We start from the raw sequence: 19,812 nt of genomic DNA on the forward strand, positions 1-19,812 counted from the left end.
TTGTGAGCGAAAGAGCAGCACCTAAGCATATGAGAGGGACAGTGAGACAAAAGCTATGATATCAGCTTATGCCATTGTTTTCATTGTTGAGAAGCGAAAAAAAAGCCAGCCTGAAGACGGGCTGGCAACACAAGATATAATCTTGTCGACGTGTAGAAGAGGTTCTAAATTACCTAGCGAGGGTCTGCTAAGTAAGTTAGAGGTATCAATGAGATACCGAGAGCTTTAGATCGTATGCATCTTAAAGCTCGATAACTAATGTATTGAATCAGAGGCATATTAGTAAGGGGGGAAATCCCTCTATGTTGAGCTTAAGAGTGGGTTTCGATCCGTTTCAGGGGCGACTTATCTAATATGGAGCACGGTGTTTTACAAAATAACAGATTGTTCGGTAATAAGGATCTTTACATTGATTGATTATATATACGTAAGGTGTTGCCTATCTATCCGTTTTTGTTAATAAAATTGGTTGCTCACTGACCGTAAATTAACCTCGCATGATCATCGTTCCGGAACTATGATCATGTAAATGAACTTGATCATGCTGGTTTGATCTTGTCGATTGAGTTGGGTAAAAGTTGCAACCCAACAAAGAAGGTATATGATGCGAAGACGTAAGCTGACCGTGTAAAGACGACTGTTTAAAATGAGTGATTCAGATAACCAAAAAATCCTTTCATATCAAGAGATTATGCTGCCAAAGCCGGCGGAGCTGATCACACTTCCGTCTTATATGGATTGCCACGATCATTCTTATACGCAGATCGTGATTGGTTTAAAAGGGCAAGCCGAATTTGAAGTGCGCGGGCGAGGTAATCTTGTCGGCCCTGGTCAAGGTTGTGTGGTTACCGCATGCTCTGATCATGCTTTCGGTGGCGTCATCAATCAATCGGATATTTTGGTGCTGAATATGCCCAAACCGACAAATGATGATCCTGAAATGCTGCAGAAAATCAATAACCTGGAGAGAGACCATGTCTACTTCCAGTTAGATAGTCAAATTCAGAAGCTGATACAGATGTTGGTTCAGGAAATGCGCAACCATCCGGATGACCTGCTGTTAAGTCGTGCGTGTAACGACACTGTGATTGCATTAATGCAGCGCCATATCTCGGCATTTGAGACCAGTCGAAAAGAGTCGCGCTTTGATTTGGAGGCGATTGATCGTTACATTGAGCAGCACCTGAGTCATAAGATTAGTGTGGCTCAATTGGCCGGGCGAGTGTTTCTTGGGGAAAGTCAGTTCCATTGCTTGTTTAAAGAGCAGATGGGGATTACACCTCATCAATATGTTCTCGGAAAGCGTATCGACATGGCTCGTGAATTAATCGAGCAAGGGCACCTTTCTTTAGGGCAAATTGCCGAGTTTACTGGCTTCTCAAGCCAGAGTACTTTTACTCATACTTTTACTCGCTTACAGGGAATATCACCTTCCCGTTATAAAAAACAAGTTGGATAACAACGCGTTTTTTAGGTCAAATAATCATCAATTAGAATAAAGCCATGCACTCTGCGTGGTTTTTTTATGTTTTATTCACGTGACCTATCTCTCGTTTTTTTAAATTCTCTGTTCTTTGCAGTGGCTGATATGCCACTTGATCCTACATTTTTTCTTAGAACGAGCTCTTCACAAAAATCTTATTGATATTCTTGATATTTTGTTGTGAATGCAATGAAAAAATTAAAATTTACAACACAAAATATTACCTATTTGAATGTGACTATGTGGATGTTTTGTTATAAAAGCGAGTTTTTGGCAAAAATGTCGTAGTTTTTGACAAGTATTCTTATCGGCCTCAAAATACACTGCCAGCCATTGATAATCCTCGAAGCGGTTTTCGAGGAGTGAGATTGAGGAACACACATGTTTACAGCTACGAACGTGTTGACACCGGAATTTATCGGGCAGCCGCTTGATAAGTTGTGGTCACTGATCTCGCCATTATATATGGTGGACGAGTCTCAATGGCTAGAGCAACTATTGCCACTAGCGACGCCGACAGAGGATGAAAAATCGGCGATCACTACCCAAACGACCCACCTTATCGAAGCCATTCGTGCCGATAAGAAGTCAATCCAGATGATTGATGCTTTATTGCTGGAATACAGCTTAGATACTCAAGAAGGTATCTTGCTGATGTGTCTTGCAGAAGCATTAATGCGCATCCCAGATGCCGCGACAGCAGATTCTTTGATTAAAGATAAGTTGAGTGTCGCAGACTGGAAATCTCACCTGAAAAACTCTGACTCTGTGTTTGTTAACGCATCAACATGGGGCCTCATGTTAACAGGTAAAGTGGTTGGTCTTGGTGAGCAAGGCACCCAGAGCCCAGGTCAGGCTGTAAACCGTCTGGTAAATAAATTCTCTGAGCCCGTGATTCGTAAAGCCATGTATCAGGCAATGAAGATCATGGGTCACCAGTTTGTTCGTGGTCGTACGATCGAAGAAGCGCAAAAGAACGGTCGCCCAATGCGCGACAAAGGTTTCACCTACTCGTTTGATATGTTGGGTGAGGCGGCGTTAACTACAGCGGACGCGAACAAGTACTTCAAAGATTACCTAATGGCGATCGAAGCGGTGGGTCGCGAGACTTACGGTAACGACACCAGCCCTGCGCCTTCGATTTCCATCAAGCTTTCTGCATTACACCCGCGCTACGAAGTCGCAAATGAAGAACGTGTAATGACAGAGTTGTATGACTCACTAATGCAACTACTAAAACGTGCTATTGAAGTCGACGTTGCAATTACAATCGATGCAGAAGAAGCGGATCGCCTTGAGCTTTCCCTGAAGCTATTTGAGAAAGTATACCGTAGCGATCTTGTGAAAGGTTGGGGCAAGTTTGGTTTGGTTATTCAAGCCTACTCAAAACGTGCGCTACCAGTCTTGGTGTGGCTAAATGCACTCGCAAAAGAACAAGGTGACGTTATTCCTCTGCGTTTGGTTAAAGGCGCGTACTGGGACAGCGAAATCAAGTGGTCTCAACAAGCGGGTTATGCAAATTACCCAGTATACACTCGCAAAGAAGCGACGGACGTTGCATACCTAGCTTGTGCTCGTTTTCTACTTAGCGAAGGTGTTCGCGGTAATATCTACCCACAATTTGCAAGCCACAATGCTCACACAGTTACGGCAATTGCTGTCATGGCGGAGCACAAAGAATACGAGTTCCAGCGCCTGCATGGTATGGGTGATTCACTGTATAACCATGTTATGAAAATGTACGGTCAGCCAGTACGTATTTATGCACCTGTCGGTAGCCATGCTGATCTTCTTCCGTACTTGGTTCGTCGTCTGCTTGAAAATGGTGCGAACAGCTCGTTTGTACACCGTCTAGTTGATGCGCGTTGTCCAATTTACGAGTTGACTCATCACCCTGTGGATGTGTTGACGGGTTTTGACACGCTACACAACGACAAGATCCCATTACCTGCCGACATTTTCCCTGAGCGTAAGAACTCATATGGCGTCAACATCGACATCGACAGTGAAGCGAAGCCATTTGAAGCTCAGGTCGAAAGCTTCATGGACAATCAGTGGGTTGCAGGCCCGATGATCAATGGTGAGCGCTTTGCCGAAAGCATGATCAAGGAAAATGCGGCTGAGATCATCACCGCACCATACGATCGCCGAATTGAAGTCGGCAAAGTGGCATTTGCAACTCTTGATCACGTTTCCGCTGCAATTGATGCGGCGCAAACTGCTTTCTCTGATTGGAAAGCCGTTCCTGTTGAGCAAAAAGCGGCTTGTTTAGAAAAGCTTGCTGACTTAATGGAAGAAAACCTAGCTGAGCTGGTGGCGATTTGTCACAAAGAAGCGGGTAAAACGATTCACGATAGCATTGATGAAGTTCGTGAAGCGGTGGATTTCTGTCGTTATTACGCGAAACAAGCGCAAAACTTACAGCCATTTGAGCTAGAAGGCTTTGATGGTGTGAAACGCATTTCTAGCCGTGAAGGTCTTGGTGTGTTTGTGTGTATTAGCCCTTGGAACTTCCCGTTGGCTATCTTCCTTGGTCAGGTAACGGCAGCACTGATTGCAGGTAACACTGTGGTTGCAAAACCTGCTGAGCAAACAAGCTTAATTGCCGCTCGCGCTATTGAATTAATGCTTGATGCGGGTTTCCCTGCTGGTGTGATTCAGTTACTTACTGGTCGCGGCGCTGAGATCGGTCATGCACTGACTTCTCATGATGCCATTGCTGGTGTGGCATTCACTGGTTCAACGGCAACGGCGCAACGCATTAACGTCACGCTTGCGGAGCGCAGCGCGAAACCGGTTCCGTTTATTGCGGAAACAGGTGGTCAAAACGCAATGATCGTGGACAGTACTGCATTGCCAGAGCAGGTGGTGCGTGATGTGATTCGTTCGGCGTTTGCATCTGCAGGTCAGCGTTGTTCTGCCCTTCGTGTTCTATTTGTACAAGAAGATGTAGCAGACCGTATGATCAACCTGATTCAAGGTGCGATGAATGAGCTGCATGTTGGTTTACCTTACCTACACAAAACGGATGTTGGTCCGGTTATCGACAGCAATGCAAAACAAAAACTCCTTGCTCACCTTGAGCAAATGAGCAAAACACAGACTAAAGTCGCTCAGCTACAGCTGGATGAATCGTGCCAGCATGGTGACTTTGTCTCACCAAGTGCGTTTGAAATCTCGGGCATCGATGTGCTGAAAGAAGAACAATTTGGTCCAATCTTGCACATTGTTCGCTTTAAAGCGTCTGAATTACCGAACGTGGTTGCGCAGATCAACAGAACGGGTTTTGGCTTGACGATGGGTATCCATAGCCGTAACGAAACCACGTACCGTTGGATTGAGAAACATGCACGAGTAGGTAACTGCTACATCAACCGAGACCAAGTTGGCGCTGTGGTTGGTGTACAGCCGTTTGGTGGTCAAGGCTTGTCGGGTACTGGCCCGAAAGCTGGTGGTCCACACTACCTATTCCGATTTACTCAACATCTTCTTGCTCAAGCAGAAAACGCATAAGGAGTCGCATTATGGTTCATCAGATCACCTATTTTAAAGATGCATTCTCTGCGTGGGAGCAGTGGAATCTGACTGATTTTGATTACAAATGCGAGCATGTTCTGGCATTTAAATCTGCACTAGAAGGGCAGCAGTCTACCGTTGCCAAAGTGGTTTCTTACCACTTGCAACAAGCATCAGCTCTTCTTGCAGAAACTCACCAGTTAGTTGGCCCTACAGGGGAAACTAACGAACTGTATGCCGCAGGACGCGGTGTGGCTTTGGTGATTTGTGAAAACAACATCGAGCCTGCTGATAATGCGTTATACAGTGCTTTTGCGATGATCACCTGTGCCTTAATTGCAGGAAACAGTGTGGTCGTTTGCAGTGACAATGCAGAGCTAAACCAATTGGTTAAGCAAGCTGTAGCGTTGGCAAACTTCCCATCTAACTTAGTCCAGGTTGTTGCGTACGATGCGTCTGCCCCGTTGCTTGAGAGCGATGTACGTAGTGTGGGTTATGTTGGGCGTTCACAGATTGAGCATGCGCTCAATCTTCAACTAGCTAAGCGTGACGGTGCAATCGTCGGCTTAGTTTCTGAAACGGATTTAGAGTCACCGAAATTGGCTCATGATCCTCATCTCTCGTTGCGCTTCATTACTGAGCGCACTCGAACGATAAATATTACCGCGGTGGGTGGTAACGCAACTCTACTCGAGTTGGGGAACGAAACTCACTAACCTGACTTGTAATGCCAATCTGGAGTAACTGGACTGAGAGCCGGTCCAGATTGGTTTTTTATACTCTGATGTATTGCTGAGACGGTAAAATATCAGGGCAGGCAAGGAAGGAAATAATTATAACGAGGACTATCTAATGATAGAAAATAGCTTTGCTATCACGTCCACTTTTGTGGCGTATTTACTGATTATGGTTGCTATTGGCGTTTACGCGTATAAGAGGACTTCCAATTCATCTGACTACTTCCTAGGTGGCCGTAGCCTAGGTCCGTGGCCTGCTGCATTATCTGCAGGTGCTTCAGACATGAGTGGTTGGTTGCTGCTAGGTTTGCCTGGCTATGCGTACGCTGCGGGTATCGAGGCCTTCTGGTTAGCCGGCGGTCTACTTCTTGGTACATGGGCAAACTGGCTCATCAGTGCAAAACGCCTACGTACCTACAGTATCCAAACTGACGCGCTAACGTTGCCAGAGTTCCTGTCACGTCGCTTCAACGATAAGTCGAAACTGATTCAGACAATCTCTGCGTTTTTCATTCTTCTATTTTTCCTTTTCTACACCAGCTCAGGTTTGGTCGCAGGGGGCAAACTGTTTGAGACGGTATTCGGTCTAGATTACACCTACGCTGTTATCATCGGTACGGTGTGTGTCGTTTCTTACACACTATTCGGTGGTTTCCTAGCGGTATCTTGGACTGACTTAGTGCAAGGTCTGCTAATGGCGGCTGCGCTAATGATTGTTCCTATAGCGGTAATGGACGGTGGTTTAGGTCAGCTAAGTTCTGATCTACATGACATCAACCCAGAACTTGCAACGCTATGGAATGACGCGAAAGGCGAACCATTATCTGCGATTGCTATTATCTCTCTAGCGGCGTGGGGCCTTGGTTACTTTGGTCAGCCACACATCCTAGCGCGTTTTAAAGCGTCTCGTTCAAACAAAGATCTAACGACTGCACGTCGTATCGCAGTGATTTGGACGGCACTATCTATGGTTGGTGCAATGCTTGTTGGTCTTGTTGGTCTGGTTTGGGTTACGGGTCATCCGGGTACTCAACTAGAGGACGGTGAGAAGATCTTCATGCTATTGGTTAACGCAGTATTCCACCCTGTCGTTGCGGGTATGTTGTTAGCAGCAATCCTAGCGGCGGTAATGAGTACCGCTGACTCACAGCTCCTTGTTTCATCTTCAGCGCTTGCAGAAGATTTCTACAAGCAAGTATTCAAGCCAGAAGCGTCTTCTGAAGAAATCGTAATGATTGGTCGTATCGGTGTTATCGTTATTTCGCTTGTTGCGCTATTCCTAGCGATGACGCCTGATAGCTCAGTACTTGGTCTTGTATCTTACGCTTGGGCTGGTTTTGGTGCGGCATTTGGTCCTGCGGTTGTACTTAGCCTTTACTGGAGCGGTATGAACCGTAACGGCGCGTTAGCAGGTATTCTTGTTGGTGGTATCACTATCGTGGTTTGGAAGCAGCTAACTGGCGGTTGGTTTGATGTGTACGAAATCGTACCGGGCATCATCTTCTCTACGCTTGCTATCATTGTGGTAAGTAAAGCAACGGGCGGTGCTGCGCAAGACGTGTTAGACCAACACCAGTCGTTCGAGAAAAAACTGGTTGAACTAGACTAGTAACTTCCCTTATATGAACACAAAGCCCGCTATTTTAGCGGGCTTTGTTTTATCCGAAACTTAATTAACGTTAATGGTGGTAGCTTGAGATCAGAGCTTAGCATTGCTCGGTTAGATTGGAATGTTAGTCGCGACGAATTTTGGCGTAAATAACGGTGTTACTCAGCTCTCCCGATGTGGTAAGACGTTCGTTTCTGAGCTCTCCTTCGAACTCATAACCACAGCGCTCGGCTACAGCCCGGCTCTTTTGGTTGGTGCTATCAGCATGAATTGCGATTCTCTTGGCACCCAAGTCATCAAACGCATAGCGCTCAACTTCGAGCACAGCCTCGGCAACATAACCATTGCCAACGGCAGCATCATCTAACCAATAACCTATCTCAAAGGATGGTACGTCGGGATCTCGAATCATCAAGCCGACCGCACCCAGTAAGCGATCGCTTTCCTTTTCAATGATGTAGTAACGCAGCTCTTCTTCGAAGTTTTCAAAGTTTGCGATGGCTTTCTCTGTCCCTTCTATCATCGCTTCTAATGTCAGCACATGAGGCACCCACGGCAGATAGACTTCGAGAGTCTTTTGGCTGCGAACGACAGCTTGATGCGCCTCTTCGGCTCGTTCTAAACAAGCAGGGATGAGTTTGAGACGTTTCGTTTCCATGCCGACTCTCCTATGGGTGAAAAATGAACGGAAAATCATTTAAACAGATGTACTTAGAATGATCTAGTCAACGCCGTCATATTATTCACTTGGTTTGCCAGAGAGAAACTGAGAGAATCGAACCGTTATCAAACCAACTAGGTTCATTATGAAACTTTTAGTAAGAAACTTGGCTCGTCACATGACCGAGCAAGATATCCGCAAATTATTCTCAGCGTACGGCAAAGTAGAACTGTGTTCGCTAGTGCTTGATCAAGACACGGGTTTGTCGAAAGGCTTCGGTTTTGTCATCATGCCGGACGAAGCAGAAGCCATTTCTGCTCTTGAAGCACTGAATTTGACGAACGTAGAAAAAAGCAAAATTCGCGTGAAAGTCGCACAAGACTAACACAGAGAAAAGCCAGCGTTATTGCTGGCTTTTTTGTCTTTCTATTTAGAGACCAAATTGGCAACACATTCTAGAATGTCTTCTCTTTTCGTTTTAGCGAGATTGATCATCAATTCTCTCTTCAAGTTGTTTCATTAAATCCTTTAACTGTAGAGAATCGAAATTGTTTGAATTCGGCACTTGGTAAGCGTCGTTGACTGTGTAGAGCATCAAACTTTTGCTAGAGAAGAACTCTTTCTGTATTTGGACTTTGACAATGTCATCAAGAGGTAGACGGAAGTAAACTGTTGAGCCCTGGCGGTACTTCAAGGTGTTGGTGCTTGCATCGATATCTAGCGTTTTAGGATTGAACACGCGGCGCGTGAAGTACGTTGAGAGAAGTTTCAATCCTATTATTGTGAGTGCTACGAGTCCAAACTCGACGATCTTGTCTGCTAGGTAGGAAAAATAGAACAGCGACAACAATACAGTTCCTAGCAAGAAAGGGTTGTTCTTGGGCAGATTTTGTGAAGTTTCATGGATGATCATCCGACATATCCCTCGACTTTATTCAGAAGCGACGAACGTGAGTTGGTAGACACAAACCTTTCGTTCTTTGCCTTGCATGCGCAATGTTTTGTCACCGATGTAAGGGATATTTAGTTTTTGGATCACCGATTTAGAACGCTGATTGTCCATCAAATGCATCACGGTTATTCCGTTTAACTCAAAGTGCATTCGAGCAAATTCGAGTAAGGCTTTGGAGGCCTCGAATGCATAGCCTTTCCCCCAATGTGGCACACCAACCCAGTAGCCTAATGTACCGTAGCCCTCTTCGATACGCGGTAAACTCACTGCACCAAGTAACTCCCCAGTGTTTCGCAAGGTAATAGCGTACGCCACGCCTTGATGCTGCTGATACATCGGATCGTGCCTATCTATCCATGCTTGCGCCATCGGTCGCTCATAAGGATGAGGGATGTTTGCTGTCATGTCGGCAATTCGCTTATCTCCAGCGAGTAAAGCCACTTGTTGGCAGTCATCGATATTGAATGGCCGGAGGACGAGTCTTTCGGTAGTGAGAATCGGTTGTATCGTCATGCATTTCTTCCTTGATGAGACGGCTATAGCTGCTAGCAACTGGTTTGCGGGGTAAATCGAGATAACAAGGCGTCTCGAAAGCTCGATCTAGCCAGGCGTGTAGTTGTCATGCGCCTTACTAAATAATAAGCCCGAACAATTGCTTATGTGTAATGTGTCGTATTATTACACACATAAGCACGTTTGCTCATATTGATGGTACAAAAGTTGAGGTCTGACCAATGTCTCAGTTTTTTGATACTTTCGTTCAATTTTTTGAAGATAGGGCACAAAAAATTAAAGGAGCTTTTTAATTGTGGAATTATTTTGAACAAAATATGTCAATTGTCAGTAGGACGAAAAAGTAGGGAGAAGAGAAATGCCGGATATATATTGCGCAGCTTGTAGAAAATCAACGCAACATAAAGTGATTATGAAGCGTTGCGAGCCTCAGTCTGTTGAGTCGTTAACAGGCAAAATGGTGAGTTTTACACAGCTGATGGCGAAATTTGTATCAGGTGAACATTATTACGAGATGGAGCCTCAATACTACTGCCGTTGTTGTAATCATCGTGCAATTGGAGAGGTTGTTCCACATCCTACACGGCATACATCGGCCGCACTCTAACTCTGAGTGATAGCCATGATTAATGGCTAAATAGGGCGGCGTTGCCCGAACGACATATCTATACAGGCGTGTCATGCGCTTTCAAATTTGCGACTCCGCGGGAGCCGCTAGGTTGCTTTTTCTCTTCATATCACGGTTACTAAGTGAGCGGCAATAATCATAGCTCTTTCCCTCCTTCGTTGTTTTCTGGTTATTCTCTGCTGAATTTCACATGCTGTGCATTTGATGGTTTGCAATTTTTTGAGCAACGATTAATGTGATGCTTTCTAAGTGGTTACAAGGAAGTGGGTTAATGAGTTATCAATTGGACCGGATTGATTTACATATTTTGAGAGTGCTTCATTCGAGAGGCAGAATTCCAGTTGTAGAACTAGCAAAGCTGATTAACTTAACGACTTCTCCATGTTCTGATCGTGTAAAGCGACTAGAAAAAGAAGGGTATATCAATGGTTACCATGCAGAGTTGAATGCGGAAAAGTTGGGGCTGGATGTGCAAGTATTCATCCATATTCGTTTAGACCAAACCAGTTTTTCTATTTTTGAAAAGTTTGCGAAAGCGGTGGAATTGATGCCTGAAATTGAAGAGTGCTACTCGCTCTCTGGAGATTTCGATACCATGATAAAAGTTCGTGTTAAGAGCATGAAAGCGTATCAGGAGTTTATGTCGAGCAAGTTAGGCACGCTTCCGGGCGTGATTCAAACTCGTAGTGAAGTGGTCATAGAAGAACATAAAACGGGATTTGGTGTTAATCCCGAGCTCCTTGGTTAGGCGAGGTATGTGTTGAGTCTCCTTATTGAGCGTGACTTGGCGTATTATTTTTTCAAGATAAAAAAAGGAGCCGAAGCTCCTTTTTTAATAAATCGGTGAGCGATTATGCCCCGATAAAGGTACTGATAACGCCAATTAAACCACCAAAAACACCGCCCCAAACGACTAGCCAGCCAAGGTGTTCTTTGATCATCTTTTGCACCATTTCTTTAACTAATGCCGGTGTTAATTCGCTTAAACGTTGATCGATGATACTTTCAATGTTCTGCTTTATCTCATCCATCATTGCAGGAGATTCGAATTGCTCTTTCAGTGCTTCTTTGATGTTATCGCTCTTGCTCAACTCAATGATGGATTCTTGCATCTTTTCGACGAAAGGTTGGCGCATGGGTTGTAGCGCTTCCGAGCCGCCAAACATCGCTAGCATGCCACCAAACTGAGAGCCTTCAATTACTTCCACTAGGGAATCAAATGCTGGATTTAAATCTACTTTCTCAATTACTGGTTGAAGATCGATGTTCACACCGCCCGCCATTTCTTTATTCAAGAATCGGTCAATGTTCGCTTCAGTAAAAAACTGTTCCATCATCAGGTTTTTGATAGCCAGTTTAAACTCTTCAAATCGCGCTGGGATCACGCCAGAACCGTATAATCCAGGCACTTTCTCAAACAGCATATGGATGGCAAGCCAGTTGGTGATGGCGCCTGAGAACGCAAACAGCCCTGCATACCAAAGATAGTCGTTTTGTAATTGATGACCTCCAGCCATCAAAGCGATAGCAAGGACATTCGTTAGCAAACTTTTGTTCATAGTGACCAGTTATATATGAATATCGGAAAGAATAAGTGGGCCTGATTCTATACCTAAGTCACATTAAGATGCTAGGTTTTGCCGTGATGAGTGACCGTGTTGCGAAGGGATAAAAATGGATGTACAGAAAAACAAAACCCGACAATCATTGTCGGGCCACTGCTTTTTCTTAGAAAAACTAAGATTCTATTTTTAATTTTAGATGCGGTAGATCTTACAACAAAGTTGGCATTTCCATCTTTCTGAGTAGCCAAATAGCTTGTCAGCCCAACTTGGTTTGAGTTGTACGATCTGCATTGAACCACATTTACACATAAGCTAATTACCTTATTGTTAATATAATAACTAAGCCATCTATTGAGTATAGCTGTTTCTCAAAAAGTGAAATGACAAATGAAGACGGCTCAATACTCTGTATTGTGTTCATTGCAATGGATACGCAACGAGGCGGTATATTAGCAGAAAAAGTGTGAGCTTTATCATGGAGAGTGTTTCATATATGAGAAACCACAATGGCTATATGAGCATCTAGCCATGGATTTAAATAAAAAACGGCGCTTAAAGCGCCGTTTTTATTGAGCTTATCACTCGTTAAGAAGCGTGTTGATTGTCTAGTTCTTCAGCGATAAATCCGCCAGTTTGATGCGCCCAAAGCTGGGCGTAAATGCCGTTATTCGCAATGAGTTCTTGATGAGAACCTTGTTCAACGATGCTGCCTTTATCTAGCACGATGAGGCGATCCATTTGTGCGATGGTCGATAATCGGTGAGCGATAGCAATAACTGTTTTCCCTTGCATTAATTCATTCAAGCTTTCCTGAATCGCTGCTTCGACTTCTGAATCCAGAGCCGATGTTGCTTCATCCAGTACCAGCAATGGTGCGTCTTTGAGTAGCACACGAGATATTGCGATACGCTGACGTTGGCCTCCAGACAGTTTTACACCACGTTCACCAACTTGCGCATCGTATCCGACATTACCAAATGGGTCGGTCAGAGTTTCGATAAACTCATGGGCATGCGCTTGCTTAGTGGCTTTCAGCAAATCTTCTTCTGTCGCATCTGGATTGCCATACAAAATATTGTCTCGAATTGAACGGTGTAACAGAGAAGTATCTTGGGTCACCATACCGATCTTTGAGCGCAAAGAGTCTTGTGTGACTTCTGAGATGTTCTGTCCATCGATCTTAATGCTGCCGTCTTCGACATCGTGGAAGCGAAGTAACAAGTTCACCAAAGTCGATTTTCCGGCGCCGGAGCGCCCGACCAAGCCTACTTTCTCTCCTGGTTTGATGTTGAGGTCGAGATGGCTAATCACGCCTTTGTTCTCACCGTAATGGAAGCTGACGTTATCAAAGTGAATGCTTCCTTCAGTGACAACCAAGTCTTTTGCGCCTGGTTTATCTTTAATATCAATAGGCTTAGAGAGCGTTTTCATTCCATCGACAACGGTTCCCATGTTTTCAAAGAGGGCGCCAACTTCCCACATTATCCACATAGACATACCGTTTACGCGCAATGCAAGACTAACAGCAATCGCAATCGCGCCAACGCTAATGGCACTATCCAACCACAGGTAAATCGATAAAGCAGCAACGGAAAAGACCAAAATATAGTTTGAGATCTCTACAGCGACGTCGAAGCCGGTCACTAGGCGCATTTGACGATAGACCGTATTTAAAAATCCTTTCATGCCTTGCTCGGCATATTGGGTTTCGCGCTGGCTATGAGAAAACAGTTTGACGGTTTGAATATTGGTATAACTGTCGACGATACGCCCTGTCATTGTCGAACGTGCATCGGCCTGCGCTGAAGCGACGTCTTTGAGCTTAGGGACAAAATAGATTTGGATAGCGATGTAAGCTAGCAGCCAGACGATCATTGGGATCATCAAACGCCAGTCTGCCGTCGCTAACATAATGATCATGCTGGTGAAGTAAACCGTAACGTAAACAAACACATCCATAGCTTTCATTACGGTTTCGCGCACAGCTAATGAGGTTTGCATGACTTTCGTTGCGACTCGGCCTGCAAAATCATCTTGATAGAAGTTCAAGCTTTGATTGAGCAAATACCGGTGTGCAAGCCAGCGGATAGACATTGGGTAGTTGCCCAATAACGTTTGATGAACGAGCAACGAGTACAAGATCACCAATATAGGCATGACAACCAGCAATAAGGCTCCGTAGAAAATCAAATCCGATTTGTTGTCTTGTAAGAACGTTTCTGGATTGCTGGTAGACAACCAATCAACCAATTGTCCCATGGCGCCAAACAACATTACCTCAACAACAGCCACAATTGTGGCCATCAAAGACATGATGATCAAAGGCTTTTCATAACCACGAGTGTAATAACGCAGAAAAGCGAACATCCCTGAAGGAGGCTGATCCGGTGTAGATTTGGGGAACGGCTCTGTAAAGCCTTCAAATCGTTTAAACATAACTCATCCTAAAGTTAAAACAATGCCATATGGGGTGGCTAAATCCATCGATTCACGCTGCTTTGGACGAAACCGCGTGTATGAGAGTTTCTTGCCTGCTCCTCGATAAAGCAGACCGATTGACGAGAGGGGCGAAAAAATAGTCTAACCGATAGTGTCTTAAATGTAACTAGTTGGTTATGAGTGTGATTGTCTATGGTTCTGATTCTTATGATGAATTCTTATCATGTTCATTACGGTGCCATAAAAGCTTAAACCTGCAAAGTGACAATAAAATTTAGGGAAAAATAAACTTAATGCAGCAAAAATTACTTTTGGGCAATTAAATTAATTGTCAAAACAGCAAAACTGAAGTTAACAATAAATTTACAATCTCCTCATTCTAGTGATAAGGAATATATTGGATGCTATTACACGAATCAGTGACCCAATTTGCTAATGGGAAAGAAGAAAGCACGCAAAGTGCTCAGCGCCAAACCGCAAACTGCGTAGTGATGGTGCCACCGAAAGAGTTTCGTTTTAATGAAGAAACCGCACAAGATAATGAGTTCCAACATAAAGTGTCACTCAGCCAAGAAGAAGTCTCACGTCGAGTAATGGCCGAGTTCGCGAGTATGGTTGCAACGCTGCGTCAAGAGGGCGTTCAAGTTGTTGAGTTTGATTATCCAACTTCAGATGTTGCGACGCCAGACGCGGTATTTCCAAACAACTGGTTTAGCACTACGCCAGATGGCACGTTGTACACTTTTCCAATGGCCTGTGAAAACCGTCAAAAAGAAGTACGTCCCGATGCACTTGTGGCAGCACTAGCGCAAGCAGGGCGAGAGGTTCATCGACGCAGCAGTCTAACTGAATATCTTGACGAGCAAGCGTATTTAGAAAGCACGGGTGTGATGGTGTTTGACCACCTAAATAAAACGGTCTACGCCGCACTCTCACAACGTTGTGATCGTCTGGTTTTAGAAGATTACGCCGATCGTATTGGCTATGAACGAGTGATTTCTTTCCAAACTCGTTTGCCGTCTGGTGCGCCGATTTATCACACCAATGTGATGATGGCGGTTGGCGAACAGTTTTGCGTGATTTGTGACGAAGTGATCCCAGAATTTGAGCGTCGTTTTGTAATGAAGTCACTCGCCAAAGACAAGCAAGTCATCTCAATTTCGCTTGAGCAAATGAACCAGTTCTGCGGTAACATTCTGCAACTGGAAACGATCAACGGCGACAAGGTGATTGCGATGTCGCAATCGGCGTACGATGCATTCTCACCAGCACAAAGAAACCAATTGGCGACGCACGGTAAATTGCTGCCATTCGACGTTTCTACCATAGAATCTATTGGTGGTGGTTCGGTTCGTTGCATGTTGGGTGAAGTGTTCTTACCTAATCGTAAAGCTGTGCTTTAATAAACTGCACATTTCTTTTCAGCCGCAGTGAAAGGCTGACGAAGCATTCTCTTCAAGGGTTTTTAGCCGTTAGCTCTGTGGCAGTACAGACTAACGGCTTTTTTGCGCTTTTTAGTTTTCTGAAGATTTGCGTAGGCGACGCTTGGTTTAAGCGCCTAAAATAGGATGGTTCACCTAGCAGATTGTGGTAAAGTCCGCGCCTGCGTTTTACCGCATCTTCATTGTTTTTATTGCCTCTTCAACCAAAAGTACAAGGTTTCGCTAATGCCATTTTCTACTCTCTCATTGAGTTCTGAGCTGATTCACGCCCTGCCAAAAGACTTCAAGAAACCGACCGATATTCAAGCGTTGGCCATTCCTGAGCTGTTGGCTGGTCAAGATCTATTGGCTTTGGCAAATACAGGCAGCGGCAAAACCCTTGCTTATGGTTTGCCTTTGTTGGAAAAGCTGGGTGTCAATCCAGAGCAAAAAGCGCTGATTCTTGTGCCAACTCGTGAGCTGGCAATGCAAGTGAGTGAAGCAATTAACCAAGTTGGTCAAGTTCTTGAACTCAACGCAGTGTGTTTGTGTGGCGGCGTTGATAAAGAGCAACAACAGCAGGCGCTAGCGACAAATCCTCATATCCTTGTCGCGACGACAGGTCGTTTGGTTGATCTGGCAAACAACGGTTTAGACTTAAGCAATATCCATTACCTAGTGTTGGATGAGGCGGATCGTCTGTTGGAAATGGGCTTTTGGCCTGACGTGCAAAATATTGCGGGGCTGATTTCAAACCAGCGTCAAACCGCAATGTTCTCGGCAACGTTTTCAGATGAGTTGAAGGGTAAAGCGAAGCTGCTTATGCAGGCAACAAAGCAAGTTGCAGCGCATCAAGAAAACAGCACCAACCAAGATATTGCTGAAACGCTGTACCTCGTCAACAAAGGCAGTAAAACCAAGGCATTGATTGAACTGATTCAAAAAAACGCGTGGACTAAGGCATTAGTCTTTATTGGTGCGAAAGAGAACGCCGATGGCTTAGCGAAGAAGCTGAATAAAGCGGGCATCTCAACCAATGCGTTGCATGGCAATAAGAGTCAAGATGAGCGAGAAGAAGCACTGGCGCAGTTTAAATCTGGGCAAATTCAGGTGTTGATTGCCACCGATCTACTAGCGCGTGGCATTCACATTGAGCAATTACCTGTAGTGATCAACTTTGAACTGCCAATGTATGCAGAAACCTATGTTCACCGAGTAGGACGTACCGCTCGCGCAGGCGAACAAGGTGTCGCGATGTCATTGGTTTGTCATGGTGAAATGGACGCACTAAGCGCGATTCGTCACCTGACTCAACGTGCATTACCAGTGCAAGATCTGGCAGGTTTTCCAGTAACGGATAAGCCATCAACTGGCGAGAGCAAACGCGCGCCACGCGATAAAAAAGCCAACCGCCGAACTAATGCTAAGAAGAGCATTAAGCAGTTCCAAGGTAAGTCGAAACGCCCAGCCCCGAGTGCGAAGTAAACCAAAAAAAACACGCTCTGACGGCATAGTCGGTTCAGAGCGTGGCTTAAATTTTACTTTGGGGTGTTAATCCACAGTTGGGCCAACCAAGCGCATTTCCCAATCTTCAACTTCGCCAGTTTCTAGGCGGCGCTCGACCAACTTGCCCCAAGACTCGACTAACGGCAGCTCAGACAGCTTAGTGAGTTCTTTTCTATCTAAACAGCCAGTGAAAACCGCGCCCATGATGCGAGCCAGTGGCCATTCTGGATAAGGTCTTTCGCACAGAATAATCTCGTCACCTGCACCGATATCGCCTTCTTCCAACACTCGGAAATACCAGCCTGTTCGAAGCGTATCTTGCAGTCTTCTCGCCATGTCGTGTTGGTCAAAACGTACGTTAAGTTTCCAACAAGGCATGCGACCTTGCGACACTTCCAGTAGTGTTGAGCCGATGCGAATTTTATCTTTCAAGCAAATCGTGGATTCGGTGACGCCTTCGGAGCTGATGTTTTCGCCAAAGCCGCCGGCGGATTGGAAAATTGGTCTTTTGCCTAATTCTTGTTGCCAGATTGGGTAGTGCTCGCTTGGGTAAATATGAAGCGCTTTTTGAATGCCACCATGAAAGCGCGGATCACCTTGCTCATCACTGGTAAAACCAAGCTCTGTTGCGTGCTGGCGCTCAGGTAGCACTTGTTTGTTGATTGCGCTTTGCGCTCCATGAGCATAAGGGACGGTTTTCCCTGCTAGCACAGCTTTTACGACGCCGATTTTCTTCATATAACCTCCTTATTATTTGAATGAGAGATAAAGTGTTTACCTTCATTCGCGATGCGGAGCATGATAGCCTAGTAAACTTGTGTCGGTATAGGGATAAAAAGACAACTAACAATGCTAACTCGCCAAATTGATTCGAAGTCAGGCGTCGTCACCTCCAATGAGATGATGGCCGCGAATCCCCATTCTCCTGTTTTAGTGAAAACCATCGACATGCCAAAAGGTTACATTGATGCGCTGCATCAACACACTTGGCATCAAATCATCTTTCCTATCAAAGGGTTATTGCAAACACAAACGGAGCATTATCAGCATTTGGTTCCGCACACCTCTGCGTTATTTGTTCCTGCGGGTGTTCAACACGAGTCGATTGCTCTAAGCAACACGATATTTGTTGGTATTTACCTCAACCCTGAGTTTGGCGCAACGTACGAGCCACAAGTGAGAACCATTGCTTTAACGTCGTTTTTAAATGAGCTTTTACAAGAGATCCGCAGACAGTGTGAAGGTGAGACAAGCCACGAAGAAGTGCTGCATTTGCTGGCGGTGCTGCATGATCAAATTTTGAAACGCAACGTGCAGACATTTCAGTTATTGCTGCCACAAGACAGACGACTAAAACTGATTTTCGAGCAGTTGACCGACGAGCCCGCGTTGAGCTGTTCGCTAAAAGAGTGGGGGGAGAAAATTGGGGCGTCTGAGCGTACTTTATCACGGCTGTTCGCCAAGGAATTCAACACTTCATTTCTACTTTGGCGGCAACAAATTCGGCTAATTTACTCGCTTTCTTTGTTAGATGAATCGTTGCCAATCCAAGCCATTGCAGACCTAGTGGGTTATCAAAACGACTCATCCTACATCAAAGCATTTAAAGCCTATTTTGATATGACGCCACAACAGTTTAGAGTGAACGGCGCATCGCGCAGGTAGAAATACAGAGCTTCGACTTCACTTAATGCTTTTGAGTAGAAGTCGCGAAACTTCCTTTTTGAATTTCAATTACATGGTATGAATAACAATGGCACCAACGATAAATACTCGAGTGAATCAATTCTGTTTTGGTCAACCCAAAACGTCGCTGTCGTTGGAAAAAGAGCCCCTCAAACCGCTTGCTCAGGGCAAGGTTCGGGTGCGACTGGAAGCCACCAATATTAACCCAAGTGACTTGCTTTCCATTCATGGTGTTGGGCAATACCGCCGCGTTCACGTACCACCTCGCGTGCCGGGATTTGAAGCGGTTGGGCGTGTGGTGGAAGTCAGTGCAGTTGATCAAACTGACCTTCAAGTTGGGCAAAAGGTGTTGGTGGCGATGAGTGGGACTTGGCAATACTACATAGATGCCTCGCCTGAGAATCTTTTTCCGCTACCTGAGAGTTTGGAGAACGGCTATGCCTGTCAGTTGTACATCAACGCGTTAACCGCGTGGGTGATCACCACTAAAGTAGCTAAGTTGAACAAAGACGATGTGGTGATCATCAATGCAGCAGGGTCAGCGATCGGTAAGATATTTGCCCAGCTCGCCCATTCACTGGGTTTTGCACTGATTGCTGTGACTTCAAAGCCAGAAAAGTATCCGTACGATACGATTCCAGTGTTGGACGCAAAACAAGACTTACACGCGCAACTGCAAACGCGCAAACTGCCACAACCAACGGTCGCTCTGGACGCGATAGGTGGTGAGGCTGGCACGGATCTTATTCGTACTTTGAAAGAAAACGACCAATACATCAACTACGGAACATTGTCGTTAACGCCTTATACGCCTGAGTTTTTTGAATCGATGAAGGCCAACAACATCGACTTTAGTACATTCTTTTTGCGGTATTGGGAAGAATCGGTAGGTAAAGGCGGGAGAAAGACGGTGTTCGCTGAAATGTTAGAACATTTTATTAGCAGCGACATAAAGTTAAACGTTGCATATTATCTGCCGTTAGAGGACTTTCAAACAGCGATTGAAATGGTTGAGCGACGCTCGTCAGCAGTGTCAGGAAAAATCATTTTGACGCTGTGAATTACAGTGAGCCTGTTGAGAAAAGGGAGGATAAAA

Annotated in this window: 17 protein-coding genes; 11 read left to right on the forward strand and 6 right to left on the reverse strand. The window is 45.1% G+C overall.

Features of this window, described 5'->3' with window-relative positions:
* Nucleotides 1–646 precede the first annotated feature (646 nt).
* The 4 genes from R7P67_RS00680 to putP all read left to right on the forward strand — a co-directional run bounded on the left by R7P67_RS00680 (nucleotide 647) and on the right by putP (nucleotide 7,345).
* Nucleotides 647–1,459: an AraC family transcriptional regulator gene (locus tag R7P67_RS00680; RefSeq protein ID WP_025768702.1), complete on the forward strand. Its 813-nt coding sequence runs from the start codon at nucleotides 647–649 to the stop codon at nucleotides 1,457–1,459.
* A gap of 405 nt (nucleotides 1,460–1,864) precedes the next feature.
* Entirely contained in the window at nucleotides 1,865–4,996 is a 3,132-nt protein-coding gene (gene putA / locus R7P67_RS00685) for a bifunctional proline dehydrogenase/L-glutamate gamma-semialdehyde dehydrogenase PutA (protein WP_017820065.1), read from the forward strand.
* 11 nt (nucleotides 4,997–5,007) lie between these two features.
* Nucleotides 5,008–5,715 carry a delta-1-pyrroline-5-carboxylate dehydrogenase gene (locus R7P67_RS00690; protein ID WP_005392153.1) on the forward strand — a complete coding sequence of 236 codons (708 nt, stop codon included), beginning with the start codon at nucleotides 5,008–5,010 and terminating at the stop codon, nucleotides 5,713–5,715.
* 136 nt (nucleotides 5,716–5,851) lie between these two features.
* Complete coding sequence (gene putP / locus R7P67_RS00695; protein ID WP_005374582.1) at nucleotides 5,852–7,345, forward strand: sodium/proline symporter PutP; 1,494 nt, start codon at nucleotides 5,852–5,854, stop codon at nucleotides 7,343–7,345.
* Nucleotides 7,346–7,469: 124 nt separating this feature from the next.
* On the opposite strand, the gene R7P67_RS00700 is transcribed toward putP, so the two are convergent.
* Complete coding sequence (locus R7P67_RS00700; protein ID WP_053350135.1) at nucleotides 7,470–8,003, reverse strand: GNAT family N-acetyltransferase; 534 nt, start codon at nucleotides 8,001–8,003, stop codon at nucleotides 7,470–7,472.
* A 148-nt stretch (nucleotides 8,004–8,151) separates the two neighbouring features.
* Between R7P67_RS00700 and R7P67_RS00705 the strand changes: the two genes are divergently transcribed.
* Nucleotides 8,152–8,391 carry an RNA recognition motif domain-containing protein gene (locus R7P67_RS00705; protein ID WP_005374587.1) on the forward strand — a complete coding sequence of 80 codons (240 nt, stop codon included), beginning with the start codon at nucleotides 8,152–8,154 and terminating at the stop codon, nucleotides 8,389–8,391.
* Between the two features lie 93 nt (nucleotides 8,392–8,484).
* Here the strand turns inward: R7P67_RS00705 and R7P67_RS00710 are convergent, their stop codons facing one another.
* The gene (locus tag R7P67_RS00710; protein ID WP_262606658.1) at nucleotides 8,485–8,919 is read right to left on the reverse strand and encodes a hypothetical protein; all 435 of its coding nucleotides are present in this window, start codon (nucleotides 8,917–8,919) and stop codon (nucleotides 8,485–8,487) included.
* 18 nt (nucleotides 8,920–8,937) lie between these two features.
* On the reverse strand, nucleotides 8,938–9,471 hold the full coding sequence (locus R7P67_RS00715) for a GNAT family N-acetyltransferase (RefSeq protein ID WP_064376339.1): 534 nt from the start codon (nucleotides 9,469–9,471) through the stop codon (nucleotides 8,938–8,940).
* A 358-nt stretch (nucleotides 9,472–9,829) separates the two neighbouring features.
* On the opposite strand from R7P67_RS00715, the gene R7P67_RS00720 reads away from it, so the two are divergent.
* Together R7P67_RS00720 and R7P67_RS00725 are read left to right on the forward strand one after the other, a co-directional pair.
* Complete coding sequence (locus tag R7P67_RS00720) at nucleotides 9,830–10,078, forward strand: hypothetical protein (protein WP_130545664.1); 249 nt, start codon at nucleotides 9,830–9,832, stop codon at nucleotides 10,076–10,078.
* A 292-nt stretch (nucleotides 10,079–10,370) separates the two neighbouring features.
* On the forward strand, nucleotides 10,371–10,847 hold the full coding sequence (locus R7P67_RS00725) for an Lrp/AsnC family transcriptional regulator (protein ID WP_005374595.1): 477 nt from the start codon (nucleotides 10,371–10,373) through the stop codon (nucleotides 10,845–10,847).
* 103 nt (nucleotides 10,848–10,950) lie between these two features.
* Here the strand turns inward: R7P67_RS00725 and R7P67_RS00730 are convergent, their stop codons facing one another.
* Both R7P67_RS00730 and R7P67_RS00735 read right to left on the reverse strand, forming a co-directional pair.
* Nucleotides 10,951–11,658, reverse strand: a complete 708-nt coding sequence (locus R7P67_RS00730) for a DUF445 domain-containing protein (RefSeq protein ID WP_262606657.1) — start codon at nucleotides 11,656–11,658, stop codon at nucleotides 10,951–10,953.
* A gap of 591 nt (nucleotides 11,659–12,249) precedes the next feature.
* Nucleotides 12,250–14,100 carry an ABC transporter ATP-binding protein gene (locus R7P67_RS00735; RefSeq protein ID WP_262653152.1) on the reverse strand — a complete coding sequence of 617 codons (1,851 nt, stop codon included), beginning with the start codon at nucleotides 14,098–14,100 and terminating at the stop codon, nucleotides 12,250–12,252.
* Nucleotides 14,101–14,504: 404 nt separating this feature from the next.
* On the opposite strand from R7P67_RS00735, the gene R7P67_RS00740 reads away from it, so the two are divergent.
* Complete coding sequence (locus R7P67_RS00740; protein WP_005383547.1) at nucleotides 14,505–15,506, forward strand: arginine deiminase-related protein; 1,002 nt, start codon at nucleotides 14,505–14,507, stop codon at nucleotides 15,504–15,506.
* Between the two features lie 264 nt (nucleotides 15,507–15,770).
* Nucleotides 15,771–17,009: a DEAD/DEAH box helicase gene (locus R7P67_RS00745; protein WP_213873686.1), complete on the forward strand. Its 1,239-nt coding sequence runs from the start codon at nucleotides 15,771–15,773 to the stop codon at nucleotides 17,007–17,009.
* Nucleotides 17,010–17,075: 66 nt separating this feature from the next.
* On the opposite strand, the gene R7P67_RS00750 is transcribed toward R7P67_RS00745, so the two are convergent.
* Complete coding sequence (locus R7P67_RS00750) at nucleotides 17,076–17,768, reverse strand: MOSC domain-containing protein (RefSeq protein ID WP_262653155.1); 693 nt, start codon at nucleotides 17,766–17,768, stop codon at nucleotides 17,076–17,078.
* A gap of 111 nt (nucleotides 17,769–17,879) precedes the next feature.
* On the opposite strand from R7P67_RS00750, the gene R7P67_RS00755 reads away from it, so the two are divergent.
* Nucleotides 17,880–18,695 (forward strand): AraC family transcriptional regulator, encoded by an 816-nt coding sequence (locus R7P67_RS00755; RefSeq protein WP_206959560.1) that lies wholly within the window; start codon nucleotides 17,880–17,882, stop codon nucleotides 18,693–18,695.
* An 88-nt stretch (nucleotides 18,696–18,783) separates the two neighbouring features.
* Nucleotides 18,784–19,776: a zinc-dependent alcohol dehydrogenase family protein gene (locus tag R7P67_RS00760; protein WP_258481614.1), complete on the forward strand. Its 993-nt coding sequence runs from the start codon at nucleotides 18,784–18,786 to the stop codon at nucleotides 19,774–19,776.
* Nucleotides 19,777–19,812 lie beyond the last annotated feature (36 nt).

The sequence above is a fragment of the Vibrio sp. Vb0937 genome (genome assembly GCF_033338855.1).

Bases quoted from the DNA above. Each gene is read 5' to 3' on its own strand.
- R7P67_RS00680 (WP_025768702.1), top strand. From the start codon at position 647: ATGAGTGATTCAGATAACCAAAAAATCCTTTCATATCAAGAGATTATG.
- putA (WP_017820065.1), top strand. From the start codon at position 1,865: ATGTTTACAGCTACGAACGTGTTGACACCGGAATTTATCGGGCAGCCG.
- R7P67_RS00690 (WP_005392153.1), top strand. From the start codon at position 5,008: ATGGTTCATCAGATCACCTATTTTAAAGATGCATTCTCTGCGTGGGAG.
- putP (WP_005374582.1), top strand. From the start codon at position 5,852: ATGATAGAAAATAGCTTTGCTATCACGTCCACTTTTGTGGCGTATTTA.
- R7P67_RS00700 (WP_053350135.1), bottom strand. From the start codon at position 8,003: ATGGAAACGAAACGTCTCAAACTCATCCCTGCTTGTTTAGAACGAGCC.
- R7P67_RS00705 (WP_005374587.1), top strand. From the start codon at position 8,152: ATGAAACTTTTAGTAAGAAACTTGGCTCGTCACATGACCGAGCAAGAT.
- R7P67_RS00710 (WP_262606658.1), bottom strand. From the start codon at position 8,919: ATGATCATCCATGAAACTTCACAAAATCTGCCCAAGAACAACCCTTTC.
- R7P67_RS00715 (WP_064376339.1), bottom strand. From the start codon at position 9,471: ATGACGATACAACCGATTCTCACTACCGAAAGACTCGTCCTCCGGCCA.
- R7P67_RS00720 (WP_130545664.1), top strand. From the start codon at position 9,830: ATGCCGGATATATATTGCGCAGCTTGTAGAAAATCAACGCAACATAAA.
- R7P67_RS00725 (WP_005374595.1), top strand. From the start codon at position 10,371: ATGAGTTATCAATTGGACCGGATTGATTTACATATTTTGAGAGTGCTT.
- R7P67_RS00730 (WP_262606657.1), bottom strand. From the start codon at position 11,658: ATGAACAAAAGTTTGCTAACGAATGTCCTTGCTATCGCTTTGATGGCT.
- R7P67_RS00735 (WP_262653152.1), bottom strand. From the start codon at position 14,100: ATGTTTAAACGATTTGAAGGCTTTACAGAGCCGTTCCCCAAATCTACA.
- R7P67_RS00740 (WP_005383547.1), top strand. From the start codon at position 14,505: ATGCTATTACACGAATCAGTGACCCAATTTGCTAATGGGAAAGAAGAA.
- R7P67_RS00745 (WP_213873686.1), top strand. From the start codon at position 15,771: ATGCCATTTTCTACTCTCTCATTGAGTTCTGAGCTGATTCACGCCCTG.
- R7P67_RS00750 (WP_262653155.1), bottom strand. From the start codon at position 17,768: ATGAAGAAAATCGGCGTCGTAAAAGCTGTGCTAGCAGGGAAAACCGTC.
- R7P67_RS00755 (WP_206959560.1), top strand. From the start codon at position 17,880: ATGCTAACTCGCCAAATTGATTCGAAGTCAGGCGTCGTCACCTCCAAT.
- R7P67_RS00760 (WP_258481614.1), top strand. From the start codon at position 18,784: ATGGCACCAACGATAAATACTCGAGTGAATCAATTCTGTTTTGGTCAA.